The sequence below is a fragment of the Clavibacter sp. VKM Ac-2873 genome (assembly GCF_015351075.1).
In the GTDB taxonomy this organism is placed as follows: Bacteria; Actinomycetota; Actinomycetes; order Actinomycetales; family Microbacteriaceae; genus Clavibacter.
Map to the genome: position 1 here is coordinate 361652 of NZ_JADKRS010000001.1, position 25245 is coordinate 386896.

20 protein-coding genes are annotated in these 25245 nt (G+C 74.4%); 8 read left to right on the forward strand and 12 right to left on the reverse strand.

All coding sequences use genetic code 11. The annotated features are described in order from the left end of the window. Positions 1 to 101 precede the first annotated feature (101 nt). Positions 102 to 1469, reverse strand: coding sequence for a glucose-6-phosphate dehydrogenase (locus ITJ44_RS01700; RefSeq protein ID WP_194633057.1), 1368 nt, complete (start codon positions 1467 to 1469; stop codon positions 102 to 104). Positions 1470 to 1583: 114 nt separating this feature from the next. Between ITJ44_RS01700 and ITJ44_RS01705 the strand changes: the two genes are divergently transcribed. The 4 genes from ITJ44_RS01705 to ITJ44_RS01720 all read left to right on the forward strand — a co-directional run bounded on the left by ITJ44_RS01705 (position 1584) and on the right by ITJ44_RS01720 (position 8187). Beyond that, positions 1584 to 5012: a DNA polymerase III subunit alpha gene (locus tag ITJ44_RS01705; RefSeq protein ID WP_194633058.1), complete on the forward strand. Its 3429-nt coding sequence runs from the start codon at positions 1584 to 1586 to the stop codon at positions 5010 to 5012. Positions 5013 to 5081: 69 nt separating this feature from the next. Beyond that, complete coding sequence (locus ITJ44_RS01710; RefSeq protein WP_194633059.1) at positions 5082 to 6128, forward strand: FUSC family protein; 1047 nt, start codon at positions 5082 to 5084, stop codon at positions 6126 to 6128. After that, a complete protein-coding gene (locus ITJ44_RS01715) occupies positions 6125 to 7057 on the forward strand; it encodes an alpha/beta hydrolase (protein WP_194633060.1) in 933 nt (310 codons plus the stop codon). The genes ITJ44_RS01710 and ITJ44_RS01715 overlap by 4 nt, the downstream gene beginning before the upstream one ends. Positions 7058 to 7185: 128 nt before the next feature. Continuing rightward, positions 7186 to 8187: an alpha/beta fold hydrolase gene (locus tag ITJ44_RS01720; protein WP_370551595.1), complete on the forward strand. Its 1002-nt coding sequence runs from the start codon at positions 7186 to 7188 to the stop codon at positions 8185 to 8187. 102 nt (positions 8188 to 8289) lie between these two features. Here ITJ44_RS01720 and ITJ44_RS01725 read toward each other — a convergent pair whose 3' ends face one another. Next, the gene (locus tag ITJ44_RS01725; protein ID WP_194633061.1) at positions 8290 to 8856 is read right to left on the reverse strand and encodes a YceI family protein; all 567 of its coding nucleotides are present in this window, start codon (positions 8854 to 8856) and stop codon (positions 8290 to 8292) included. A gap of 153 nt (positions 8857 to 9009) precedes the next feature. Between ITJ44_RS01725 and ITJ44_RS01730 the strand changes: the two genes are divergently transcribed. Then, entirely contained in the window at positions 9010 to 9987 is a 978-nt protein-coding gene (locus ITJ44_RS01730) for an NAD(P)H-quinone oxidoreductase (protein WP_194633062.1), read from the forward strand. Here ITJ44_RS01730 and ITJ44_RS01735 read toward each other — a convergent pair. From ITJ44_RS01735 to ITJ44_RS01745, 3 genes are read right to left on the reverse strand one after another with little or no spacing between them, the layout of a single operon-like run. Beyond that, entirely contained in the window at positions 9984 to 11423 is a 1440-nt protein-coding gene (locus tag ITJ44_RS01735) for an MFS transporter (RefSeq protein WP_194633063.1), read from the reverse strand. The two genes, ITJ44_RS01730 and ITJ44_RS01735, sit on opposite strands and share 4 nt — an antisense overlap. A gap of 31 nt (positions 11424 to 11454) precedes the next feature. Then, on the reverse strand, positions 11455 to 12189 hold the full coding sequence (locus ITJ44_RS01740) for an alpha/beta hydrolase (protein WP_194633064.1): 735 nt from the start codon (positions 12187 to 12189) through the stop codon (positions 11455 to 11457). 30 nt (positions 12190 to 12219) lie between these two features. Next, the gene (locus ITJ44_RS01745) at positions 12220 to 13149 is read right to left on the reverse strand and encodes an alpha/beta fold hydrolase (RefSeq protein ID WP_194633065.1); all 930 of its coding nucleotides are present in this window, start codon (positions 13147 to 13149) and stop codon (positions 12220 to 12222) included. An 84-nt stretch (positions 13150 to 13233) separates the two neighbouring features. Between ITJ44_RS01745 and ITJ44_RS01750 the strand changes: the two genes are divergently transcribed. Then, positions 13234 to 14352, forward strand: coding sequence for a histidinol-phosphate transaminase (locus ITJ44_RS01750; RefSeq protein WP_194633066.1), 1119 nt, complete (start codon positions 13234 to 13236; stop codon positions 14350 to 14352). 36 nt (positions 14353 to 14388) lie between these two features. Here the strand turns inward: ITJ44_RS01750 and ITJ44_RS01755 are convergent, their stop codons facing one another. Both ITJ44_RS01755 and ITJ44_RS01760 read right to left on the reverse strand, forming a co-directional pair. Continuing rightward, complete coding sequence (locus tag ITJ44_RS01755; RefSeq protein WP_194633067.1) at positions 14389 to 15318, reverse strand: SDR family NAD(P)-dependent oxidoreductase; 930 nt, start codon at positions 15316 to 15318, stop codon at positions 14389 to 14391. Continuing rightward, positions 15315 to 17855 carry an RNA helicase gene (locus ITJ44_RS01760; RefSeq protein WP_194633068.1) on the reverse strand — a complete coding sequence of 847 codons (2541 nt, stop codon included), beginning with the start codon at positions 17853 to 17855 and terminating at the stop codon, positions 15315 to 15317. The genes ITJ44_RS01755 and ITJ44_RS01760 overlap by 4 nt, the downstream gene beginning before the upstream one ends. An 87-nt stretch (positions 17856 to 17942) precedes the next feature. Between ITJ44_RS01760 and ITJ44_RS01765 the strand changes: the two genes are divergently transcribed. Together ITJ44_RS01765 and ITJ44_RS01770 are read left to right on the forward strand one after the other, a co-directional pair. After that, the gene (locus ITJ44_RS01765) at positions 17943 to 18206 is read left to right on the forward strand and encodes a hypothetical protein (RefSeq protein ID WP_194633069.1); all 264 of its coding nucleotides are present in this window, start codon (positions 17943 to 17945) and stop codon (positions 18204 to 18206) included. 128 nt (positions 18207 to 18334) lie between these two features. Then, complete coding sequence (locus ITJ44_RS01770) at positions 18335 to 19825, forward strand: SDR family oxidoreductase (protein ID WP_158207215.1); 1491 nt, start codon at positions 18335 to 18337, stop codon at positions 19823 to 19825. A gap of 72 nt (positions 19826 to 19897) precedes the next feature. Here the strand turns inward: ITJ44_RS01770 and ITJ44_RS01775 are convergent, their stop codons facing one another. The 5 genes from ITJ44_RS01775 to ITJ44_RS01795 form a co-directional block, all read right to left on the reverse strand. Next, positions 19898 to 20170, reverse strand: a complete 273-nt coding sequence (locus tag ITJ44_RS01775) for an HPr family phosphocarrier protein (protein ID WP_194633070.1) — start codon at positions 20168 to 20170, stop codon at positions 19898 to 19900. Between the two features lie 57 nt (positions 20171 to 20227). Further along, entirely contained in the window at positions 20228 to 22279 is a 2052-nt protein-coding gene (locus tag ITJ44_RS01780) for a fructose-specific PTS transporter subunit EIIC (RefSeq protein WP_194633071.1), read from the reverse strand. A 22-nt stretch (positions 22280 to 22301) separates the two neighbouring features. Then, entirely contained in the window at positions 22302 to 23273 is a 972-nt protein-coding gene (locus ITJ44_RS01785; protein ID WP_194633072.1) for a 1-phosphofructokinase family hexose kinase, read from the reverse strand. Further along, on the reverse strand, positions 23270 to 24058 hold the full coding sequence (locus ITJ44_RS01790) for a DeoR/GlpR family DNA-binding transcription regulator (RefSeq protein WP_194633073.1): 789 nt from the start codon (positions 24056 to 24058) through the stop codon (positions 23270 to 23272). Before ITJ44_RS01790 ends, ITJ44_RS01785 begins: the two co-directional genes overlap by 4 nt. 125 nt (positions 24059 to 24183) lie before the next feature. Further along, entirely contained in the window at positions 24184 to 25206 is a 1023-nt protein-coding gene (locus tag ITJ44_RS01795; RefSeq protein WP_370551596.1) for an SGNH/GDSL hydrolase family protein, read from the reverse strand. Between the last annotated feature and the right edge of the window lie 39 nt (positions 25207 to 25245).

Here is a 25245-nt window from a genome sequence, read left to right on the forward strand (position 1 = left end):
CTCACGCTAGGACGCGACGAGGGCGCCGCCGCCGGGTGGCGACGACGCCCAGGGAGCCGTCATGCGGCAGGGAGCCGTCATGCGGCGGGCGGCGCGGGCGGTCAGCGCCAGGCGGTCGGCCCCGCGGATCCGGCGCGGTACTCGGCCATGGGCACGCGGTCGCCCTTCCAGGCGCGCATGACGGGCGCGACGATGCGCCAGCACCGCTCGGCCACGTCGCCGCGGACGGAGAGGCGCGGATCGCCCGCGAGGATGCCGTCGAGCACCTCGCCGTAGGGCGTGAGCTCGGGCTGCGCGAACTCGGCCCGGAACGTGGCCTGCGTGAGGGTGAAGGGCTCGCCCGTGCCGTCCATCGTGACCTCGAGCGAGATGCCGTCGGGCTTGAGGCCGATGACCAGGCGGTCCGGCCGCGCCGAGCCGTGGAGGCCCCGCGGCAGGTGGGCGACGGGCTTGAAGGTCACGACGATGCGCTTGGACGCCTCCTTGAGGGCCTTGCCCGAGCGGAGGTGGAACGGGACGCCCGCCCAGCGCGCGTTCGCGACCCCGAACGTGACCTCGGCGAGCGTCTCCGTCTCGTTGGCCGGATCCACCCCGTCCTCCTTGGCGTACGCGGGGATGCGCGTGCCGTCGATCGTGGCACCCGTGTAGCGGGCCCGGCGGCTGTGGGCGATGGGGTCGTTGTCCCAGACCTCGGTGGCGCGGAGGACCGAGGCGATGTTCGAGCGCAGGTCGTCCGGGTCGATGCTCGCGGGCGGCTCCATGGCGAAGACCGCGAGCACCTGCAGCAGGTGGCTCTGGATCATGTCGACGAGCGCGCCCGACTTGTCGTAGTAGGCGGCGCGGCCCTCGAGCGCGAGCGTCTCGTCGTAGAGGATCTCGACCTTCTCGATGTCCTTCGCGCTCCACACCGACTCGAAGAACCGGTTGGCGAAGCGCAGCGACACGAGGTTGAGCACGGTGGAGAGCCCGAGGAAGTGGTCCGTGCGGTGGATGCGGTCCTCCGGCACGAGCTTCAGCAGCTGGCGGTTGAGCTGGGCGGCGCTGCGGCTGTTCGACCCGAACGGCTTCTCGAGCGCCAGCGTGGTGCCCTCCGGGAGGTCGAGCTTCGCCAGCTGCTCGCACACCGCGATGGAGATGGCCGGCGGCAGCGCGAAGTAGAGGGCGGGCGCGCCCTCGCACGCGTCGAGGATGCGCTTCAGGTCGTCGAGGTCCGTGGGGTCGGCCTGGATGTACGTCGTGGACGACACGATGCCCGCCGCGCGGCGCCCCGTGGCGTCCACCGAGTCGAACGCGGTCTTGACCGTCTTCGTCCACTCCTGGGGCGTGCGCGCGCTCCTGCCGGTGCCGATGAGCTGGATCCGCCGCCCTCGATCGCTCGCCACGAGGCTGCCGAGACCCGGCAGGAGCAGGCGTTCCGTGAGGTCGCCGCTGGCGCCGAGGATGACGAGGGTGGAGGGTTCGCTGGTCATCCTCCGAGACTACGGGTCGCGGCTGCCGGGCAGCCGACCTACACTGGGCGAGTCGAACATCCGTTCGAACATCGCGTCCGGGGAGGGCGCGGGCGGACATCCCGGGAGGCGCGCGTGAGCTTCACCCACCTGCACGTCGCGTCCGCGTTCTCCGCCCACTTCGGCACCACGGCGCCCGAGGCGCTCGTCGACGAGGTCGCGTCCCGGGGCGCGTCGGCCGCGGCCATCACCGACCGCGACGGGCTGTACGGCGCCGTCCGCCACATCCGCCGCTCCCTCGCCGCAGGGGTCTCCCCCGTGGTCGGGGCGGAGCTCGGGCTCACGGGCGAGCAGCCGGGCCGGATCACGGTGCTCGCGCACGGCGGCACGCGCGGCCAGGGGTGGGCGGCGCTCAGCCGGCTCATCAGCGCGAGCCACGGGCGGGGCACGGCGCGGAGCACCGCCCGGAGCGCCCAGGCCGGCATCGCGCGCACCCGGCCGCCCGCGTTCCTGCTCGGCGAGCATGGCCCCGTCGGCACCGTCATGCTCGGGCCCGACTCGGATGTCGGCCGCGCCGTCGCGGCGGGCGACCACGCCCTCGCGTCCCGGCACCTGGCCGAGTGGGCCCGGCTCCTGCCCGGTGCGATCGTCGTCGAGGTGGTCTGCCACTTCACCGAACCGGGCGAGTCCGCCAGCCTCCGCCACGCCGCCCGCATGCTCGAGCTCGCCGACGCCCACCGCGTGCCCGCGGTGCTCACCAACGCCGTGCGCTACCTCGAGCCCGACGACGCGCTCACGGGCGACGTGCTCGACTCCGCGGGCACGCTCCGGCCGCTCGGGTCGTTCCGCCCGCAGCCCAACGGGCAGGCCTGGCTCAAGACCCCGGGCGAGATGCAGGAGATCGCGCGGGAGGTCGCGGGCGCGTCCGCCCTCGACCGCCGCGCCGGCGAGGCGCTGCTGCGCGCCACCGAGGAGCTCGCCGACCGGTGCCGCCTGGATCCGGACGCCGACCTCGCCTGGCGGAAGCCGAAGCTTCCGGAGAAGGAGGTCATCGGGATCACGGGCGACCCGGACGAGGCGCTCTGGCGGAAGGCCGAGGCCGGCGTCACCGAGCGGTTCGGGCACGTCGACGAGTCGATGCGGCAGCGCGTGCTCGCCCGCATGCGCACCGAGCTCCAGACCATCACGGGCTTCGGCTTCGCCACCTACTTCCTCACGGTCGCCGACGTGTGCTCGCTCATGCGCGACATGGGCGTGCGCAACCAGGCCAGGGGGTCCGGCGCGGGCAGCCTCGTCAACTACCTCCTGCGCATCTCCAACGTCGACCCGCTCGAGCACGACCTCCTGTTCGAGCGCTTCCTCGGCAAGGTGCGCTCGACGCTGCCGGACATCGACATCGACGTGGAGTCCGCGCGCCGGCACGAGGTGTACCACCGCGTGTTCGAGAAGTACGGCAGCAACCGGGTCACGCTGCTGTCGATGCAGAACACCTACCGGGCGCGCGGCGCCGCGCGCGACGCGGGGCTCGCGCTCGACCTCGACGAGCAGCAGGTCGACTTCATCGCCAAGAACATCTGGCGCTTCGACGCGCGCGAGTTCCGGGCGGTGCTCGAGACGAAGCCGGAGCTGAAGCCCATCGCCGACCTCGTGCGCGACGACCCGAGCATCGACCTGCTGGTCGACCTCACCGAGCGGCTCGACCGGCTCCCCCGGCACATCTCCATGCACCCGTGCGGCGTGATCCTCGGCGACTCCGACCTGCTCAGCACGAGCCCCGTCCAGCCGAGCGGCATGGGCCTGCCCATGAGCCAGTTCGACAAGGACGACATCGACGACATGGGGCTGCTCAAGCTCGACATCCTCGGCGTGCGGATGCAGAGCACCATGGCGTACGCGCTCGACGAGATCCACCGCATCCACGGCACGCGCTCGGCGGTCGCGGGCGGCATCCCGGTGGACGCGCGCTACGTGCACCGCGACGGGCGCATCGAGCTCGACGAGATCCCGCACGACGACGAGGAGACGTTCGACGCCATCCGCACCACGCACACGCTCGGCATGTTCCAGATCGAGTCGCCCGGGCAGCGCGAGCTCATCGGCAAGATGCAGCCGGACGTCTACGAGGACCTCATCGCCGACATCTCGCTGTTCCGGCCGGGCCCCATGAAGGGCAACATGGTCGCGCCGTTCCTCGACACGAAGCACGGCATCACCCGGCCCGACTACCTCCACCCCCGGTTCGCGCCGTTCCTCGCGTCCACGTTCGGCGTCGTCATCTACCACGAGCAGGTCATCCGGATCTTCGCCGACTGCATGCAGGTCTCCCTCGCGGAGGCCGACGAGCTGCGCCGCAACATGGAGCGGAGGGACGGCGCCGTCGAGGCCGCGTTCCGGGAGCGCACGGCCGGCCACATCGACGCGCGCACGGGCGAGCGCGCGTTCACCGACGCCGAGCTCGAGCGGATCTGGAAGGCCCTCGTCGGCTTCGGGTCCTTCGGGTTCTGCAAGGCGCACGGCGCGGCGTTCGCCCTGCCCACCTGGCAGAGCGCGTGGCTGAAGACGCACTACCCGGCGGAGTTCCTCGCGGGGATCCTCACGCACGACCCGGGCATGTACCCCAAGCGCCTGCTCCTCACCGAGGCACGTCGCATGGGCGTGCCCGTGCTGCCGCTCGACGTGAACCGGTCGACCGGCGTCTACCGCGTGGAGCGCGTCGAGGGCGAGGGGACCACCGGGCGCACGCGCATCGGCGAGCTGGGCATCCGGCTGTCGCTGCAGGACGTGCACGGCATGAGCGAGGCGGAGCTGGAGCGCATCGAGCGGGGCCAGCCCTACGACTCCATCAGCGACTTCTACGCGAAGGCGCAGCCGTCGCGCGCGCTGCTCGAACGGCTGGCCGCGGTGGGCGCGCTCGACTCGCTCGCGACGTCCGCCGATGACGCCGCCCGCGGGGCCGCGTCGCGCGGGGACGTGATGGCGTTCGCGCGGCGGCTCACGGCGCGGGCGGCCCGGCCACCGGATCCGGCCGGCCAGCTGCCCCTGTTCGTCGACGACCGCGACCTCATCCCGCGCGGCTCGCCCGACCCCGACGGCCGCGCGCGGGTGGCCGCCGAGCTCGACATCCTGCAGATGGAGGTCACCGACCACGTGCTGGAGAGCTACCGGCCCATGCTCGACGAGCTCGGGGTCATCCCGGCGAGCCAGCTGCTCGAGGTGCGCAGCGGCTCCGAGGTGGTGGTCGCGGGGATCCGCATCGCCACGCAGACGCCGCCCATGCGCAGCGGCAAGCGCGTGGTCTTCATCAGCCTCGACGACGGCACGGGCTGCTCCGACTCCACCTTCTTCGACGAGGCGCAGCAGAAGGCCGGGCCCATGCTCTTCGGCACGCGGCTGCTCGTCATCCGGGGGCGCACCCGGCGCACGGGCGAGCGCGGCGTCTCCATCCAGGCGGAGGACGCGTGGGACCTCAAGGAGATGTGGGCGCGCTGGCAGGACGCGCGGCGACGGGGCGGCGCGGACGGCGGCGGGGACGACGGGATGGACGACGCGGCCCAGGTGGCCTGAGCGGCGGTCGCCGCCGCGCCCGCGCTCCGGGATGATGGAGGGACCCGAGACGGAAGCCCGAGGCCGCACGTGCGCATCACCACGACCGTCCGCACCACCACGCGGATCCCGTTCGTCCAGGTGGTCAAGACCTCGGTCGCCGCGATCATCGCCTGGTTCGTGTGCATCGCCGTGCTGCCCGCGCAGCTGCCCATCTTCGCGACCATCGCGGCGCTGCTCGTCGTGCAGCCGAGCATCAACCAGACCTTCGGCAAGGCGGTCGAGCGCAGCCTCGGCGTGATCACGGGCGTGCTGCTCGCGCTCGGGCTCGGCCTCGCGCTCGGCACGTCGAGCGGGGTGGTGCTGCTCGCGGTCGTCGTCGCGGTGCTGGTGGGCTGGGTGTTCCGGCTGACGCCCGGGTCGAGCACGCAGATCCCCATCAGCGCGATGCTCGTGCTCGCCATCGGGCAGCTCTCGCCCGTCTACGCGCTCGACCGCATCGTGGAGACGATCCTCGGCGCGGCCATCGGCGTCGTCGTCAACATCGCGATCGCGCCGCCCGTGCTGCACGAGGCCAGCCGTCGCGCGGTCATCGGCCTCGCGGGCGACTGCGCCGCGGCCCTCGACCGGCTGGCGGGCGCGCTGTCGGAGCCCGTCGACCGCGAGCAGCTCGACCTGATGCTCGCCCGCGCCCGCGAGCTCCGGCCGCGGCACACGAAGGCCGTCGCCGAGGTCGACCGGGGGCTCGAGAGCCTCACCCTCAACCCGCTGCGACGGCGGCACCGGGCGCTGCTCGAGGCCGACCGGGAGCTCCTCGCGACGCTCACGGTGCTCGTCAACCGGGTGGTCGGCATGACGCGCGCCGTGCACGACCGCTACGACCCGGCGCTCGGCGAGGAGCCCGTCGTCCGCGGGATCGCGACCGAGCTGACGCGCGCCGCCCACGACGTGCGGCTCCTCGCCGAGCACGCGCTGCCGGGCGACGGCCGCCCGGGCGGCGCCGACCCGCGGGAGGAGCCCGCGCTCACGGCCCCGCTCGTGGTGCTCCAGCCGAGCGAGGAGCACTGGATCCTCATCGGCTCGCTGCTGGAGGACATCCGCCGCATCCGCTCGGAGATCATCGGCGGCGCCGAGTGACCCGGCCCCTGCCCGGCTACAGCCCGCTCGAGCTCGACGCCGACCCGGCGGCGTCCGGCCTCGTGCGCGGCGACACGGCCACGGGGCTCGGCGTCGTGCGGCACCATCACGCGGCGGTCCGCGGGTCGGACACCGCGACGGTGCTGCTGCACGGCGCCGCCGGGTCGTGGACCACCTGGACGCCGCTGATCCGCACCGCGCGCGACGCGGGCGTCCCGTTCGCCGACGTCGTCGCGATCGACCTGCCCGGCTGGGGCGGCTCGGAGCTCGACGCGACCGATGCCGACGCCACGGTGGACGCCATCGCCGACGCGGTGCGCGCCGTCGTCGACGGTCTCGGCTACGCGCGCTGGCGGCTCGTCGGCCACTCGATGGGCGGCTTCATCGCGCTGCACCTGGCCGCGCGCGACCCCGCCCGCGCCGTCTCGGTCGCGCTCGTCTCGCCCACCACGTACTCGGTCATCGCGAGCGTCGCGCACCCGGTGCGGGAGTTCCGCCTCATCCCCGGCTTCACGATGATGCTCGGCGTGATGCGCGCCATGCGCCGGCTCGGACGTCCCGGCACGGCGCTCATCCGCGGCGTGGGCCGCATCCGGCTCATGCGGGCGATCGCCCTCCCGCTCTTCGCGCACGGCTGGCACGTGCGCCGGTCGATCGTCGACGCGATCGCCACCGAGGCGCGTCCCCGCGCGTTCTCCCTCGCCGCGGAGGTCACGCGCGGGTACGACGCCGACGGCCTCTGGGCGCGCATCGCGTGCCCGGTCGTCGCGGTGCGCGGCGACGACGACGTGTTCGTCTCCCCCGACGACCTCGACCTGCTGGCGCGCGCGGTGCCCGCGTTCCGGTCCGCGGTGATCCCCGACGCCGGCCACTTCGCCCACGTGGAGCGCCCGGCCGAGACGCTGCGCGCGCTCGGCCTCCTCGCCTGAGGCGTCCGGGACGCCGGATCCGCGCGGGACGCGCGGGACGCGGCGCGCGGCGCTGGGGAGAGGGCCCCCGGGACGCCGCCGTCGTCGGCCACGCTGTGCGGATCCCCGCCCCGTCCCGGAGGTCATCCGTGCGCGTCCCCCGCCCCTCATCCCCGCTGCCGCTCGGAGCGGAGCCCGCCGTGCACGACGTCGGGCGAGGCCGTCGCGCGGTGGACGGCTACAGCCCCTACGAGCTCGACACCGACCCTCGCGGATCCGGCCTGGTCGCCGGGACGACGGCGACGCCGAGCGGCGTGGTCCGGCACCACCACGCGCCCCGGCGCCGTACCGGGACGGCCACCGTCCTCCTCCACGGCGCGGCCGGGTCCTGGACCACCTGGACGCCCGCCCTCCGCGCGGCCCGGGACGCGGGCGCTCCGCTCGAGGACGTCGTGGCGATCGACCTCCCCGGCTGGGGCGGATCCCCGGCCGGGGACGGGGACGGCGCGCTCGGGCTCGACGCGGTGGCCGACGCCGTGATCCGGGTGGTCGACGACCTGGGCTACGACGGGTTCCGCCTCGTGGGGCACTCGATGGGCGGCTTCCTCGCCCTCGACCTCGCCGTCCGGCACCCGGACCGCGTGCGCTCCCTGGCCCTGGTGTCCCCGACCGTCTACGCCGTGATGCGCAGCGCCGCCCACCCGATCCTGCGCGTGGACGTGCTCCCGGGCTTCAGCATGATGCTCGGCGCGATGCACGTGACGCGGCTCCTCGGCCCCGCGGGTCTCACGTATGTCCGGTTCCTCCACCGCACGGGCGTCCTGCGCCAGCTCACCCGACCCCTCTTCGCGCACGGCGGGCGGGTGAGCGGGTCGGTCATCGCGGCGCTGGCCGACGAGGTGCGGCCGGGCGCCTTCCTCCGGGCCACGGGGATCGCCGCCGCCTACCCCGCGGGTGGGCTGTGGCCGCGGATCACCTGCCCCGTCGTCGCCGTGCGCGGCGTCAGGGACGTCTTCGTCGCGCCGGGCGACCTGGTCCGGCTGGCACGCGACCTCCCGGGCGCCTCGGCCGCGGTGATCCCCGACGCCGGCCACTTCGCGCACGTGGAGCGCCCCGTCGAGACGCTGCGCGCGCTCGGCCTCGTGCCCTGACGCGCGCCGCGGCACGACGACGCCCCCGGTCCCGGTGACGGGAACGAGGGCGTCGGATCCGCGCGAGGCGGAGGACGGCCGGCGGGTGCCGGCCGGTGCGCGCTAGGCCGCGGGGGTCGCGAGGACCGCCTGGATGTCGAGCGTGATGGTGACCTTGTCGCCGAGCAGCACGCCGCCGGTCTCGAGGGCCGCGTTGTAGGTGAGGCCGAAGTCCTCGCGGTTGATGACCGTGGTGGCCGTCGCGCCGAACTTGGTCTGGCCGTAGGGGTCGCCGCCGAAGCCGCCGAACTCGACGTCGAACGTGACGGGCTTGGTGACGCCGCGGACGGTCAGCTCGCCGTCGACCTTCGCGTCGCCGTCCGCCTCGACGCGCACGGCGGTCGAGACGAAGTCGATGGTGGGGTTGTTCTCGGCGTCGAAGAAGTCGTTCGTGCGGAGGTGCTGGTCGCGGTTCGGCTCGTTGGTGTCGATCGAGGCGATGGTCGCGTGGGCCTTCACGGAGCTCTGCTCGGGCGTGGCGCCCGTGACGATCTCGGCGTCGAAGTCCTTGAACGTGCCCTTGACCTTGCTGATCATGATGTGGCGGATGCTGAAGCCGACGGAGCTGTGGGTCTTGTCGATGGTCCAGGTGCCGGCGATGTAGCCGGGGACGGTGCTGGTGTCGCTCATGTGCGTGCCTTTCGTACAGGGGTCATGGGTCGGGCCGACGGCCTCGAAGGTATGCAAGCGCATGGACCTCGGCCCTATTCCCGGATTCAGTTGCGAGTTCATGTACTTCTGGGGCGGGTCGGTCGCGGCCCGCGGCGGGCGTAGCGTGGCGGGATGCGCGCCATCACCTTCCCCGCCCCCGGCTCCCCCGACGTCCTCTCCCTCACCGACCTCCCGGATCCCGTCGCGGGCGCGGGCGAGGTGCTCATCCGCGTGGCCGCGGCCGGCGTGAACCGGGCCGACCTCAGCCAGCGCGAGGGCGCGTACCCGCCGCCCGCCGGGGCCCCGACGCACCTCGGGCTCGAGGTGTCCGGGACGATCGCGGCGGTCGGCGCGGGCGCGACGCGCTGGAGCGTCGGCGACCGCGTGTGCGCCCTGCTCGCGGGCGGCGGCTACGCGGAGCTCGTCGCCGTCGACGAGCGGCACGTCCTCCCGGTGCCCGACGGGCTGGACCTCGTGGAGGCGGCTGGCCTGCCCGAGGTGGTCGCGACCGTGTGGTCCAACGTCGTGCTCGACGCCTGCCTCGCGCCGCGCGAGACCCTGCTGGTGCACGGCGGGTCGAGCGGCATCGGCACCATGGCGATCCAGCTGGCCGCCCGGCTCGGCGCCCGCGTGGCGGTCACCGCCGGCAGCCCCGCGAAGCTCGCGGCGTGCCGCGCGCTCGGTGCGGACATCCTCATCGACTACCGGGAGCAGGACTTCGTGGCCGCGCTCCTCGAGGCCACCGACGGTCGCGGAGCGGACGTGATCCTCGACGCGATCGGCGGCGACTACATCGACCGCGACATCCGCGCCCTCGCGCGCGACGGCCGGATCATGGTCATCGGCGCCCAGAGCGGCGCGCCCACGAGCATCGTGCTCGGCCAGCTCATGGCGCGCCGCGGCCGGATCTGGGGCACCACGCTCCGGGCCCGCGACGCGGACGACAAGGCCCGCATCGTCGCCGCGATCCGCGCCGACGTGTGGCCGGCGGTGGCCGACGGATCCGTGCGCCCGGTCGTCGACCGCGTCTTCCCGCTCGCCGATGCGGCCGCCGCGCACGCGCACGTCGCGTCGTCGCAGCACGTGGGCAAGGTGCTGCTGGCGGTCTAGCCCGCCGCGTCGCCGGCGGCGGGGACCGGGGCGTGGCGGGAGCGGATCCCGACGAGGGACACGAGCCCGCCCGCCACCAGCAGCGCCGCGGTCAGGAGCACCACGCGGTGGAACGCGGCCACGTCGAGGCCGGGCCCGGCGACCAGCCCGATCGCGGCGATCGCGACGAGGCCCGCGACGCGCGAGACGGCGTTGTTCACCGCCGACGCGATCCCCGCCTGCGCGGACGGCACGGCCTCGAGGATCGTCGCGGTCAGCGGCGCGACCGTCATCGAGAGGCCCAGGCCGAAGACGAGGATGCCGGGCAGCAGCTGGACCCCGTAGTCGACGGGCTCGGTGACCCGCAGCATCAGCAGGTAGCCGCCACCGGCGATGACGGGCCCCGCGCCCATCAGGAGCCGAGGCCCGATCCGCCCGGCCAGCGCGCCGAAGCGCGTCGACAGCAGCAGCATGATCACGGTGGTCGGCACGAGCGCGAACCCCGCCGCGGTCGCGGACAGCCCGCCGGTCTGCTGCAGGAAGACCGCGATCACGAAGCCGCCGAGCGACAGCGCGCCGTAGATCCCGACGGTCGCGATGTTGCCGACGAGGAAGTCCCGCTCCCGGAAGAGCGACAGCGGCAGCATGGGATGCGGGGTGCGCCGCTCGCGCACCACGAAGAGCACGAGGCACGCGACGCCGACCACGAGGCTGCCGACCACGAGCGGGTGGCCGATCCCGAGCCGCGACTGCTCGATGAGCGCGAAGACGGGGCCGCCGATCCCGAGGGCGCCGAGGACCGCGCCGGGCACGTCGACGCGCGTGCCATCGGCGACGGGCGCGTCGTGCGGGAGCCGGGCGAGGAGCACGAGGGTCACGGCGATGGGCAGCACGTTGATCCCGAACACGAGCCGCCAGTCGAGCGCGTCCACCAGCACCCCGCCGAGGACGGGCCCGACGAGCATCGCCGTGCCGGTCCACGCCGTCCACGAGCCGATGGCCTTCGCCTGCGCCGGGCCGCGGAAGGCCTGCGCGATGAGGGCCAGCGAGCTCGGCACGAGCAGCGCCCCGGCCGCGCCCTGGGCGGCGCGCGCGGCGATGAGGATCACGGCGGTGGGCGCGATCGCGCACACGAGCGACGTGACGCCGAAGCCGACGAGCCCCCACCGCAGCACGCGCACGCGGCCGAACGCGTCGGAGAGGGAGCCGGCCAGGAGGATCAGGGCGCCGAGCGTGATGAGGTACGCGTCGACGACCCACTGCTGCACGACGAGGCCGCCGCCGAGTTCCGCCCCGATCGCGGGCAGCGCGACGTTGACGACCGTGCCGTCGAGGAACGCCACGAAGGAGGCGAGCACCGCGACCGCGAGCACCGTGCGGCCGCGGCCGTCGGCGGTGCCGTCCGCGTGTCCGTCCGCGTGGCCGTCCGCGTGCGTCGGGGCGGCGGGGTCGGGCATGTGCCCAGTATGCGCCGCGCGCGGGGTCGGATCAGGCGGGCGGTGCCGGCGCCGACCCCGCCCGGTCGATCGCGGCCTCCACCCGGCGCAGCACGTCCTCGTCGCCCATGATCCGGAAGTGGCCGGACGCCTCGACGCGCTCGTCCGTCGCGCCGTCGAGCGCGCTCCCGCCCGGGATGTGCGGGTCGAAGCGCGCGAAGACGCTCGTGATCCGCGCATTGACCTCGCGCGCGCGACCGAGCTCCACGAGGGCGGCGTTCCGCGGCGAGAAGTCGCGGATCGCCGGGACCGGGATGAGGCGCGCGTACGAGGATCCGCCGAAGGGCGCGTTGATCGCGACCATGGCGCGGATCCGCCGATCGGGGTCGCCGAACGCCATGAGGTGCTTGCCGATGAGGCCGCCCTTGCTGTGCGCGACGATGACGACGTCGCGCAGGTCCTCGGCCTCGAGGTAGGCGCGGGCCCGGCGCGACATCTCGGCGACGCGGCCCACGTTCGCGCCGAGCGCGCCGACCACGTGCACGCCGTGGCCGCGCGCGTGCAGCCGCCGGATGATCGGCAGCATGAACTGCCAGCGCTCGTAGACGCCGGGGAGCACGAGGATGGTCGGCCGGTCGTCGCGGCCGTCCTCGAAGGAGCGGGCGTCGTCGCGGGAGAGCGTGGCGGCCGCCTGCCAGCGGAGGACGTACGCGTAGTCGAGGGCCCAGTCGAGCGCCTTGCCCAGCAGCGTGAGCGGCGGCAGGGGGTCGGGTCCGGCGGCGGTCACCGTCCCATCCTGCCCGCGGCCGCCGCGGACTCAGCCGACGCGCGCATGCGCGACGATGGCGCGGGCGACGCCGACCGGGTCGGTGAACATGACGACGTGCGGGCCGTGGGCCACGTGCAGCCGGCCGCGCGGGATCCGGTCGGCGAGGTGCCGCGCGAACGACGTGGCCACCACGGCGTCCCGGTCGCCCACGATGACGAGCGTCCGCGCGCGGATGCGGCCGGCCCGGTCCTCGACGCGGTCGGCGATGAGGTGCGGCAGCTGCGCGAGGTAGTACCGGATCCCGCAGCGCAGGAAGTAGTCGCCGAGCACGACCGCATTCGAGAGCAGCGGCTCGCGAAGGGTGTCGTGGCCGAGCGCGAGGGCGGCGCGGATCACGCCGCGCTTCCGCGGGTCGAGGGTCGGCGCCATGAGCACGATCCGGTCGGCGACCTCCGGGTGGTCGACGGCGAGCTGCGACACGATCTGCGAGCCCATGGAGTGGCCGACGACCACGGGGTCGACGAGGCCGTGCATCCGGATGACCTCCGCGACGACGGCCGCGTGGTCGGCGAGCGTCACGTCCCGGTGCACGCGCGGCGACTCCCCGTAGCCCGGCAGGTCGATCGCGTAGACGTCCCCGTGCTCGGCGAGGAGCGCGGCCACCGGGTGGTAGTAGCGCGAGGAGACGCCGATCCCGTGCACGAGGACGAACGACGGCCGGTCCGCCGTGGGACCCGCCGAGCCGACGCCGGCCGGGGCGCTGGAGAGGGTCCTGCCGGCGTTCGCCCCCGGCGACCGGAACACCTTGATCGCGATCCGGAAGCCGAGCACGGTGCGGCGCTCCAGGTCGTGGTCGACCGGGATCGCGCGGGAGCCGTAGCGTCGGGAGACGAGGAGCCAGCGCGGCGGCGCGGACTCGGTGCGGTGCACGTCCCCGGGCCGCCGCACGCGGGTGAGCCGGGCGAGGGGGGAGCGCATCCGACGACCCTAGCCGCCCGACCCCGGGCGGTCGCCGCGCGCGTCGATGGGAGGATGGGGGCCCGACGACTCCCGAGGAGACCCATGAGCCCCGACTGGTCCGAGACCACCCTCGCCGACCTGCCCCTGCGCGACGGGATCCGCGGCGAGGAGCCCTACGGCGCCCCGCAGCTCGACGTGCCCGTGCTCCTCAACGTGAACGAGAACCCGTACCCGCTGCCCGAGGAGGTCGCGGTCGCGGTGAGCGAGGCCGTGCTCGAGGCCGCGCGCGGGCTCAACCGCTACCCGGACCGCGAGTTCCTGGAGCTCCGCACCGAGCTCGCCGACTACCTCACGGCCGACAGCGGCCTCGCGCTCGGCCCGGAGAACGTCTGGGCGGCGAACGGATCCAACGAGGTGCTGCAGCAGGTGCTCCAGGCCTTCGGCGGCACCGACCGCGTCGCGCTCTCCTTCGCGCCGCACTACGCGATGTACCCGGAGTACGCGCGCAACACGCTCACCACGTGGGTCTCCGGCCGGCGCCAGGAGGACTTCACGCTGGACCTCGCGAACGTGACGGCGCTCGTGGAGCAGCACCAGCCGAACGTCGTGTTCCTCACCTCGCCGAACAACCCCACGGGCACCGCGCTCACGATCCCCGAGATCGAGCACGTGCTCTCCGTGGCGCCCGGCGTCGTGGTGATCGACGAGGCGTACGCCGAGTTCCGCCGCGAGGGCGTGCCGACGGCCATCTCGCTGCTGCCCGACCACCCGCGCCTCATCGTCTCGCGCACCATGAGCAAGGCGTTCGCGTTCGCGGGCGGCCGGCTCGGGTACCTCGCCGCATCCCCCGCGGTGGTCGACGCGCTCCGCATCGTGCGGCTGCCCTACCACCTGTCGCGGATCACCCAGGTGAGCGCGACCGCCGCGCTCCGGCACAGCCGGGTGCTGCTCGCCCAGGTCGCGTCGCTGCGCGAAGAGCGCGACGGGCTCGTCGCGTGGCTGCGCGGCCGCGGCTTCGAGGTGGCGCCGTCGGACGCGAACTTCGTGCTGTTCGGCCGCTTCCCCGACCGGCACGCGGTGTGGCAGGGGCTGCTCGACCGCGGCGTCCTGATCCGCGAGACCGGACCGGACGGCTGGCTGCGCGTGTCCGTCGGGACCCCCGCGGAGACGGCGGCGTTCCGCGACGCGCTCGACGACGTGCTCGGTACGCCGCGGGGCTGATCCCCCTCCGGCGCGTCCGCGTCCGCCCGCCGCGCGTCAGGGGCGGAAGCGGATCCCCGTCGCGTCCTCGGCGGCCGCCCACAGCTGCTCGGCGACGGCGCGCGAGCGCACGTGCTCCGCGACGAAGGCGGGTGCCGGGGGCCCCTTCAGCTCGAGCGGGCCGGCGGGTCCCCAGAAGGCGCCGCCCGTGATGCCGTCGGCGGCCGCCGCGTGCGCGACCGGCCACGCGCCGGCGTCCTTGCCCTGCACGAGCACGCCTCCCGCGCGGGCCAGGCGGTGCCGCACAGCCCGCATGCCCTGCGGGCGGATGGCCGGATCCTGCGGCGGCGTCAGCGCGTCGACCGCGTAGCCGGGGTGCGCCGAGAGCGCGACGTGGTCGGATCCCGCGGCCCGCCACCGCCGGTCGAGCTCGGCCGCGATCGTCATGCACGCGGTCTTCGACCGCCCGTAGCGCACGAGCGCGGGCATGCGCCGCTCCCCCGCGAGGTCGCCGAGGTCGAGCGGCGAGAAGCGGTGGGCGAGGGATCCGAGCATCACGACGCGTCCGCCGGCCCGCAGCCGCGGCGCCAGCCCCGCGACGAGCGCGAAGTGGCCGAGCGCGTTCGTGCCCATCATCTCCTCGAACCCGTCGACGGTCGTCCGGCGGTGACGTGCGCGACCGCCCGCGGGGGTGACGCCCGCGTTCGCGACGATCGCGTCGAGGTCCTCGCGGACGGCGGCGACGCACGCCTCCACGCTCGCGAGGCTCGCGAGGTCGAGGGCGACGACCTCCGCGTCGGCGCCCGGCACGCGGGCGCGGATCGCCCGGAGGGCGGCGTCCCCGCGCTCCGCGGAGCGGCAGGCCAGCAGCACCCGGGCGCCGGCGGCGGCGAGCTGCGCGGAGGTCCAGAACCCGATGCCGCCGTTCGCGCCGGTGACGAGGATCGTCCGCCCGGCGAGGTCGGGCAGCCCGGGTCCGGCGCTCACGAGAGGGTGCCCACCCGCGTCACGCGCACGACGGCCTCCCCGGCCTCGTTCGACGCGTCGAGGTCGACGGTCGCCTCGATCCCCCAGTCGTGGTCGCCCTCGGGGTCGTGCAGCGCCTGCCGCACGACCCACTCCGTCGACCGCTCCTCGATCGTCACGAGCGCCTGGCTGCGGGCGTCGCCGTCGGTGAGGATCCGGTCGTACTCGCCGAAGTAGCCGTCGAGCGCGTCGCCCCAGGTGTCCGCGTCGAAGCCGGATGCGGCGTCCAGCTCGCCGAGCGCCGTCAGGTCCTCGCGGGCCGCGAGCTGCACGCGGCGGAACAGCTCGTTGCGCACCAGGATCCGGAACGCGCGCGTGTTCGACGTGAGCAGCTTCGGCGCGGGCGGCAGCACGGGCGCGTCGCCGGGAGCGGCCGTGGGATGCGACAGCTCCTCCCACTCGTCGAGGAGGCTCGAGTCGACCTGGCGCACGAGCTCGCCGAGCCACTCGATCACGTCGAGCAGCTCCTCGGTCTTGGCCTCGTCGGGGATGGTCTGGCGCAGGGCGCGGAACGCGTCGGACAGGTAGCGGAGCACGAGGCCCTCGGAGCGCATGAGCCCGTAGAAGGAGATCAGCTCGCTGAAGCTCATCGCCCGCTCGTACATGTCGCGGACCACCGACTTGGGGCTGAGCGCGAAGTCGCCGATCCACGGCTGGCTCGCGCTGTACGTGGTGAACGACTGGTCGAGCAGCTCCTCGAGCGGCTTCGGGTGGGTGACGGTCTCCAGCAGCTCCATGCGCTGGTCGTACTCGATGCCCTCGGCCTTCATCGCCTGCACGGCCTCGCCTCGCGCCTTGAACTGCTGCTGCGAGAGGATCGGCCGCGGGTCGTCGAGCGTCGCCTCGACCACGCTCACCATGTCGAGCGCGTAGGTCGGCGACTCCCGGTCGAGGATCTCGAACACCGCGACCGCGAACGGGGAGAGCGGCTGGTTGAGCGCGAAGTCGGCCTGCAGGTCCACCGTCAGGGTGATCCGGGTGGGCCCGCCGTCGGGGTCCGCCTCCTGGCTCACGATGCCGGCCGTGCGCAGCGTGCGGTAGATCGCGAGGGCGCGACGCGCGAGCGCGAGCTGGCGGCTCCTCGGCTCGTGGTTGTCCTCCACGAGCGCGCGCATGTTCCCGAAGACGTCGCCGCCGCGCGCGATGACGTTGAGCATCATCGCGTGGCTCACCTGCATGCTCGAGGTCAGCCGCTCGGGCTCCGCGTCGATGAGCTTCCGGAAGCTCGGCTCGCCCCACGAGACGAAGCCCTCTGGCGCCTTCTTCCGCACGAGCTTCCGGCGCTTCTTCACGTCGTCGCCCGCGCGCTCGAGCATCTTGATGTTCTCTGTCTCGTGCTCGGGCGCCTGCGCGACCACGGTGCCCGCGGTGTCGTAGCCGGCCCGTCCGGCGCGTCCCGCGATCTGGTGGAACTCGCGCGCGTTGAGCTGCCGCATCCGGGTGCCGTCGTACTTGGTGAGGCCCGTGAACAGCACCGTGCGGATCGGGACGTTGATCCCGACGCCGAGCGTGTCGGTGCCGCAGATCACCCGGAGCAGGCCCTGCTGCGCGAGCTGCTCGACGAGCCGCCGGTACTTCGGCAGCATGCCCGCGTGGTGCACGCCGATCCCCGCCCGCACGAGCCGGGACAGCGTCTTGCCGAACGCGGTGCTGAAGCGGAAGCCGCCGATGATCTCCGCGATCTCGTCCCGCTGCTCGCGCGTCACGATCTTGATGCTGGAGAGCGCCTGCGCGCGCTCGAGGGCCGCCGCCTGCGCGAAGTGCACGATGTAGACGGGCGCCTGCTTCGTGTCGAGCAGCTCCTCGACGGTCTCCTGCACGGGCGTCACGGCGTAGTGGAAGAAGAGCGGCACCGGGCGCTCGATGCCCGTGATGCGCGCGGTCGGTCGACCGGTGCGCCGGGTGAGGTCCTCCGCGAGGTCGGTCACGTCGCCGAGCGTCGCCGACATGAGCACGAACTGGGCGTGCGGCAGGAGCAGGAGCGGCACCTGCCAGGCCCAGCCGCGCTGCGGATCCGCGTAGAAGTGGAACTCGTCCATCACCACCTGGTCGACGGGCGTGTCCGCGCCGCCGCGGAGCGAGCGGTTGGCGAGGATCTCGGCCGTGCAGCAGATGATCGGCGCATCGGGGTTCACGGACGAGTCGCCCGTGACCATGCCCACCTGGGCGGCCCCGAACAGCTCCACCAGCGCGAAGAACTTCTCGGAGACGAGCGCCTTGATGGGCGCCGTGTAGTACGAGCGGCGGCCGCGGGCCAGGGCCGCGAAGTGGGCAGCGACGGCGACGAGCGACTTCCCCGTGCCGGTCGGGGTCGAGAGGATGAGGTGCGCGCCCGATGCGATCTCCAGGGCCGCCTCGTCCTGCGCCGGGTAGAGCGCGATCCCCCGGGCGATGGTCCACGCGGCGAACGCGTCGTAGATGGCGTCGTCGGTCGCCCCGTCCACGGCGAGTCGGGCCGCCTCCTCGGTGAGCGTGGGGGCGAGGGCGGTGTCCGACATGATGCGTCCATCCTCCCCCACTCCTCCCGCCGGCGAGTTCTCCACAGGCAGCAGGGCGCTCCGGGCACCAGAGCGTACGGTCGCCGGATGCCGTCCCTCCCGCTCGACCCGCGTCCCGACCGCGCCCCGCACGACCCCGTCTCCCCGCCGTCCACCGACACGGATGCGCGGACGGCGACCGACCACCTCCTGGTCCCCGGGGCCACGGCCCCGGAGGCCGTCCCCGTCGATCCCGAGACGGAGCGGGCGCGCTGGCGCGACCGTCGCACCGGCCTCATCGCCCTCGTCGTCGTCACCATCGCGCTCTGGGCGGTCATCGCCGCCGCGGTGGGCTTCGCCACCACCATGTAGGCGACGCCCGGTCCCTGTCGGCCGTGCCGCTCGGCGCCCGGGAGCCGCCGAGGTCCCGGGTATCATCTCCTGTGCCCTCCGACGCCCTGCCCGACGACCCCGCCCGCCCCGCGGATCCCGTCACCCCCATGCCCGACGCCGTCGCCTCCCCCGACCGGTCGGCCGCCCCCGGATCGGCCATCGATCCCGCCGACCTCGCCGTCGCCCTCCGCGTGCTCGGCTCGCTGGCCGACATCGACGAGGAGCACCCCGACTTCGTCGCCGTCCGCCGCGCCACCGCCTCCATGTTCAAGCAGGTGAAGAAGGCCCGCCGGCTCGAGAAGCGCGAGGCCGTCGCCAGCGCCGACCGCGCCGTCGTCGCCGCCACCGCCACGGGCGCACCCGACCGCATCGACGACGAGACCCGCGGGATCCCGCTCGCCATCACGACCGCGAAGCCCACCGCCGGCACGCTCCTGCGGTCGCGCCCCTGCTACATCTGCAAGCAGCACTACACGCAGGTCGACGCGTTCTACCACCAGCTCTGCCCGGACTGCGCGCTCCTCAACCACGCGAAGCGCGAGGCCCGCACCGACCTCTCCGGGATGCGGGCGCTGCTGACGGGCGGTCGCGCCAAGATCGGCATGCACATCGCGCTGCGCCTGCTCCGCGACGGGGCGCACACCACCATCACCACGCGCTTCCCGCGCGACGCCGTGCGCCGCTTCGCGGGCCTCCCCGACGCGCACGAGTGGGTGCACCGGCTGCGCATCGTGGGCCTCGACCTCCGCGACCCGGCGCAGGTCATCGGCCTCACGGACGCGGTGGCGGCCGCGGGTCCGCTCGACATCCTCATCAACAACGCCGCGCAGACCGTGCGCCGCTCTCCCGGCTCGTACGCGCCGCTGTCGGAGGCCGAGGCGGCGCCGCTGCCGGACGGCGACCTCCCCGAGCTGCTCACCTTCGGCCACACGGCGGACGCGCACCCGGCGGCCCTCGCCGCCTCGGTCGCGGCGCACCCCATCCTCTCGACCGCCACCGGGATCACGGCCGCCGAGGTCACCGAGCTCGCGATGACGGCCGGCTCCTCCTCGCTGGCCCGCCTCGCGGCCGGCACCGCGATCGACGCGGGCGGCCTCGTGCCCGACCTGCACGACGCGAACAGCTGGACGCAGGTCGTGCACGAGGTGGATCCGCTGGAGATGCTCGAGGTCCAGCTCGCCAACGTCACGGCGCCGTTCCTGCTCGTCAGCCGGCTGCGCCCCGCGATGGCCGCGTCGGCGTCGCGCCGCAAGTACGTCGTCAACGTCAGCGCCATGGAGGGCCAGTTCGCCCGCGCCTACAAGGGCCCGGGCCACCCGCACACCAACATGGCGAAGGCCGCGCTGAACATGATGACCCGCACGTCGGCACGCGAGATGCGCGAGACGGACGGCATCCTCATGACGAGCGTCGACACCGGGTGGATCACCGACGAGCGCCCGCACCCCACGAAGGTGCGCCTCGCCGAGGAGGGCTTCCACGCCCCGCTCGACCTCGTCGACGGAGCGGCGCGCGTGTACGACCCCATCGTCATGGGCCAGGCCGGCGAGGACATCTCCGGCGTCTTCCTGAAGGACTACCGCGTCGCGGAGTGGTGATCGGCCGCGACGCCTCAGACGACGAGAGGCCCGGACCCCGCGATGCGGGTCCGGGCCTCTCGTCGTGGGCGGCTACTCGACGGCGTCGAGGTCGCTCGCGAGCAGGGCCGCCAGCTCGTCGAGCGCGGCGTCGGCGCCGTCGCCCTCGGCCGTGAGCACGACCTGGTCGCCGTTCGCGGCGCCGAGGCTCATGAGCGACAGGATGCTCGTCGCGTCGAGCGGCGTGCCGCCGGGCTTGCTGATCTTCACCGGCACGCCCGTGCGGCGCACGGCCTCGATGAAGAGGGATGCGGGTCGGGCGTGCAGGCCCACGCGGCTGCCGATGGTGGCGGTGCGCTCGGTCATGGACGTTCTCCTTCTGGTGGGGCGATCGGGATGGGGACGGGACAGGACGGGACGGGGTCAGGCCGCGACGGGGACGCCCTGGTCGACGGGCTCGGCGGCGACCGCGGCCTCCGGGCGCTTCGTCGTGAAGCGCTTGAGGAGCACGACGAGGAACGCGGAGACGACGGCGCCCACCGCGACGGACGCGAGGAAGCCGAGGAACGTGCCGTTCATCGCGAAGAGCACGAAGATGCCGCCGTGCGGGGCCTGCGACACGACGTCGAGCCCCATGATCATGGCACCCGTGACGGCACCGCCGACGATGCTCGCGGGGATCACGCGCAGCGGGTCGACCGCGGCGAACGGGATCGCGCCCTCGGAGATGAAGGCGGCCCCGAGGAGCCACGCGGCCTTGCCGTTCTCGCGCTCCGCCGGGCTGAACAGGCGGCGGTCGATCACGGTGGAGGCGAGCGCGAGGGCGAGCGGCGGCACCATGCCGGCGGCCATGACCGCGGCCATGATGTGCCACGGCGCCTGGTCGGTGATGGATCCGGCGCCGAGGCCGGCGACCGCGAACGAGTAGGCCACCTTGTTGATCGGCCCGCCCAGGTCGATGCACATCATGACGCCGAGGATGATGCCCAGGACGATGGCCGACGTGCCGGTGAGGCCGGAGAGGAAGCCGTTGAGTCCGCGCGTGAGCGCCGCGATGGGGCCGCCGAGCACCATGACCATGAGGCCGGAGGCGACGATGGAGGCGAGTAGCGGGATGATCACGACGGGCATGAGGCCCCGCAGCCAGCGCGGCACGTCGATGCGGCCGATCGCGTAGGCGATGCCACCCGCGAGGAGGCCTCCCACCAGGCCGCCGAGGAAGCCGGCGCCCATGATGACGGAGATGGATCCCGCGACGAACCCGGGGGCGATGCCCGGCCGGTCGGCGATGGCGTACGCGATGTAGCCCGCCAGCGCCGGCACGAGGAAGGCCATGGACGCGTTGCCGATGACGAACGCGACCGCGCCGAGGTACTGGCCGAGGCCGCCCGCCGGGAGGTTCGCGAGCGAGTTCTGCAGCACGACGTCGGCGGCGGTCTCGGTGATCCGGTATCCGCCGAGCAGGAAGCCGAGCGCGATGAGGAGCCCGCCGCCCGCGACGAACGGGATCATGTAGCTGACGCCCGTGAGCAGCCAGCGCTTGAGGCGCGCGCCCACCGACTGCGAGGACTGGGGCGAGGCCTGCTCGGATCCGGCGGACGACGACGCGCCGCCCGGCACGCGCGGCGCGCTCGGGTCCTTCGCGGCGGCGACGGCCTCGGCGACCATCTGGTCGGGCTGGTCGATGCCGCGCTTGACGGGCGACTGGATGACGGGCTTGCCGGCGAAGCGCGCGCGGTCGCGCACGTCCACGTCGACCGCGAAGATCACGGCCGTGGCCCGCGCGATGATCGCGGGGTCGACGGGCGTGACGGAGGAGGATCCCTGGGTCTCGACGTGCAGCTCGACGCCCGCGCGCTTGGCCGCGGCCACGAGCGAGTCGGCGGCCATGTAGGTGTGCGCGATGCCGGTGGGGCAGGCGGTGACGGCGATGAGCACGGGCGCGTCGGCGGGGGCCGCTGCGGGAGCGGAGGCCGATGACGCGGGTGCGGCGGCGGCCGGTGCGCCGGTCGAGGAGGCGGGCTCGTCCACGAGCGCGCCCTCCACGAGCGAGACCACCTGGTCCTCGTCGGTCGCCGAACGCAGCGCCGCGACGAACTCGGGCTTGATGAGCGACCGGGCGAGCCGCGACAGCAGCACGAGGTGCTCCTGGTCGGCGCCGTCGGGTGCGGCGATGAAGAACACGAGGTCGGCGGGGCCGTCCGGCGCGCCGAAGTCGACGGCGGGCGCCGGGCGCGCCATGACGAGCGTGGCCTCCGTCACCGCGGCGGAGCGGCAGTGCGGGATCGCGAGCCCGCCGCCCATGCCGGTGTCGGTCTTCGACTCGCGCTCCCACGCGTCGGCGAAGAGGGCGTCGGCGTCGGTGGCGCGGCCCTCGGCGACGACGCGCTCGGCCAGCGTGCGGACGGCGTGCTCGCGGTCGGCGCCGAGGTCGGCGTCGAGGAGCACGAGGCGGTTCGTGATGAGCGATGGCATGTTCTTCTCCAGGTGGGGCGGGTCAGCGATCGGCGGCGATCGGGAGGAGCGGCTGGACGGTGACGCTGCCCGGCCGGGTCTGTTCGGGGGACGGCATGGTGCTGCCGGGGAGGGACGCGGCGGCGGACCCGTGGGCGACGGCCTGCGCGAGCCGCCCCTCGGGTCCTGCGCCGCGGTGGTCGGCGAGCAGGTAGCCCGCGAGCGACGAGTCGCCCGCGCCCACGGTGCTCACCGGCACGATCGGGGGCATGGTGGCGAGCCACCCGCCCTCGGTCGTGGTGAGGACGGCCCCCCGCGCGCCGAGGGTCGCGAGGACCGCCCGGCAGCCGCGGGAGACGAGGGAGCGGGATGCGTCGTGGGCGAGCCGGGGGTCGGCCTCGAGCGCATCCGGGTCGGGGAGGCCGACGAGCTCCGCGAGCTCCTCGGCGTTGGGCTTGACGAGGTCCACGACCGCGCCGGACGCGACGAGCGCGGCCATCGGCGCCCCCGAGGAGTCCACGGCGATCCGCGGGGCGTCGTCGCCGAGCTCGGCGCGCACGGCCCGCACCACGCGGGCGTGGAAGTCGTCGTCGAGTCCGGGCGGCAGGGATCCCGCGAGCACGAGCCAGCTCGCCCGGCGCGCGTGCCGGATGACGAGCGCCACGAGCGCGTCGGCCTCGGCGGACGAGAGCACCGGCCCGGGCTCGTTGACCTTCGTGGTCGTGCCGTCGGGCTCGGTGAGCGTGACGTTCTGCCGCACGCGGCCGGCGATGTCCAGCTGGTCGAGCGGGATCCGCTCGGCGGCCAGCGCCACGAGCATGGGATCGTCGAGTCGGCCGGGCAGCAGGGCGATCGTGTCGAGGCCGGAGGCGATGAGCGCGCGGGAGACGTTGACGCCCTTGCCTCCCGGCTGCTCGGTGACGGCGCGGGCGCGCTGCACGGCGCCGCGCGCGAGCGCGCCGGCCAGGTCGATGGTGCGGTCGAGGCTCGGGTTGGCGGTGAGGGTGAGGATCACGCGACCATCACCTCCACCTCGGCGGCGGCCAGCGCCTCGGCCAGCGGGCCGTCGGGGGCGACGTCGGTGACGAGCGTGTCGAGGTCGTCGAGGGCGGCGAAGCCGACGAGCGCCTCCTCCCCCGCCTTCGACGCGTCGACGAGCGCCACCGCGCGTCGGGATCCTCGGGTCAACGCGGTCTTCACGGCCGCCTCCTCTTCGTCGGGGGTGCTGAGGCCGAACTCCGCGTGGATCCCGTTGGCGCCGATGAAGGCGATGTCCGGTCGCAGGCGCGACAGCTGGCCGAGCGTCGCGGGCCCGACCGCGGCGCTCGTGATCCCGCGGAGGCGGCCGCCGAGCAGCTGCACCTCCACGGCGGGGTTCCGGCTCACGGTCTGCGCGACCACCATCGAGTGCGTGACGACCACGAGGGTGCGCCCGGCGACGTCCGGCGTCCAGGCGGCGATGCGCTCGGCGACGAGGCCCGTGGTCGTGCCGGCGTCGACGGCGACGGATCCCTGGAACGTCGCGGGAAGGAGGGCCATCGCGGCGTCCGCGATGCGCGCCTTGGCGTCGGTGTTGCGCGTGCTCCGCGCGTCCAGGCTCTCCTCGACGCGCGTGGAGCGGCTCGCACGGACGGCGCCGCCGTGCACCCGGCGGAGGACGCCGCGGGACTCCAGCTGGGCGAGGTCGCGTCGGACGGTCTCCGTCGTGACGGCGAAGTCGCGCGCGAGGTCCATGACGGCCACGCGTCCCGTGCGCTCGAGGAGGTCGACCACCCGGTCCTGGCGTTCCTCGGCGTACACGGGCGGTCTCCTTCGACTCCGCGGGGCACGTGCGCCTCGCGTCCTCGCACTGTAGCCCCCATGCGCAGGAGAAGCAACATGAACCCACATGAATCCACAGGGCAGCCGGGTGGTCCTGCGACCGGTCAGCGCCCGAGCGCGGCGCCTTCCTCGCGCAGCACGTCGGCGATCGCGCCCGCCTCCCAGGCGAGCCCCGCCGCGTTCGGGTGCAGGGGCACGTCCCCGGCACTGCCCCCGACGCCCGCGACGTAGGGGTCGCCCGCGTCGCCCACGCACGACCCGTGCGCGGCGGTCGGCGTCTCCTGGTCGACGAATCGGATGCCCGCGGCGGCCGCCTCGCGCGCGATCGCGTCGTCGAGAGCCCTCTGGATGCCCGCGAGCCAGGGCGCGTCCCGGTCGGTCAGGAGCACACGGCCGTTGACGGTCGAGCCGGCGGTGGCGCGCAGGCACCCCTCCGGCGGCAGCGCGGCCGCATCCCCCAGGACGCTCAGGTACCCGAGCGCGACGATGCGCGCGTCCGGCGCCGCGGCCCGCATCCGCCCGAACGCGTCGGCGAGATGCGCCGACACCTCGCTGTCGATGCGGGCGCGGACGGCGTCCGTGCCCCCGTCCGGCGCGAGGGCGCCCACGCAGGTGGTCGGCCCGGCGGCGACGGGACCGTCCGGGTCGCGGGCCAGGCAGCCGCCGACGAGCGCCGGGAAGCCGAGGTCGTTGCCGCCGATGCGCACGAGGACGACGTCCGCGCCGCCGGACAGCGCGTCGATCTGCGCGGGGAGGGTCCGGCCGCTGCGCTCGCTCGGGCCGAGGAGGTCGGCCGTCGTGGATCCGTCGCACGCGACGTCCACGAGCTGGGCGCCCACGGCCGCGGCGGCGACGCGGATGGACGCGGCGACCGTGCGCCCGCACACGCCCGGATCACCCGGCAGCGGCGTCGCCGATCCGGTGCCCGTGGAGTACGAGTCCCCCAGCGACACGACGCGCAGAGGCGCCGCCGGCGGCGTGGGCGCGTCGGGCGGGGCTGTCGTGCACGCGCCGAGCCCGATCGCGAGGGCCGCTCCCACGAGGGCGAGCGTCAGGGGCCGGAACCGGGATCCGCGTGTGCCCGGGCCGCGGATCAGGGCGGACGGGAGGCGGCGGTCGGCGGTCACCCCCGCGACCCTACGCGCGAGCCGGACGGGCGTCCGGTC

Coding starts and splice junctions, on each gene's coding strand:
- ITJ44_RS01700 (WP_194633057.1), bottom strand. CDS start 1,469: ATGACCAGCGAACCCTCCACCCTCGTCATCCTCGGCGCCAGCGGCGAC.
- ITJ44_RS01725 (WP_194633061.1), bottom strand. CDS start 8,856: ATGAGCGACACCAGCACCGTCCCCGGCTACATCGCCGGCACCTGGACC.
- ITJ44_RS01730 (WP_194633062.1), top strand. CDS start 9,010: ATGCGCGCCATCACCTTCCCCGCCCCCGGCTCCCCCGACGTCCTCTCC.
- ITJ44_RS01735 (WP_194633063.1), bottom strand. CDS start 11,423: ATGCCCGACCCCGCCGCCCCGACGCACGCGGACGGCCACGCGGACGGA.
- ITJ44_RS01745 (WP_194633065.1), bottom strand. CDS start 13,149: ATGCGCTCCCCCCTCGCCCGGCTCACCCGCGTGCGGCGGCCCGGGGAC.
- ITJ44_RS01750 (WP_194633066.1), top strand. CDS start 13,234: ATGAGCCCCGACTGGTCCGAGACCACCCTCGCCGACCTGCCCCTGCGC.
- ITJ44_RS01760 (WP_194633068.1), bottom strand. CDS start 17,855: ATGTCGGACACCGCCCTCGCCCCCACGCTCACCGAGGAGGCGGCCCGA.
- ITJ44_RS01765 (WP_194633069.1), top strand. CDS start 17,943: ATGCCGTCCCTCCCGCTCGACCCGCGTCCCGACCGCGCCCCGCACGAC.
- ITJ44_RS01770 (WP_158207215.1), top strand. CDS start 18,335: ATGCCCGACGCCGTCGCCTCCCCCGACCGGTCGGCCGCCCCCGGATCG.
- ITJ44_RS01775 (WP_194633070.1), bottom strand. CDS start 20,170: ATGACCGAGCGCACCGCCACCATCGGCAGCCGCGTGGGCCTGCACGCC.
- ITJ44_RS01780 (WP_194633071.1), bottom strand. CDS start 22,279: ATGCCATCGCTCATCACGAACCGCCTCGTGCTCCTCGACGCCGACCTC.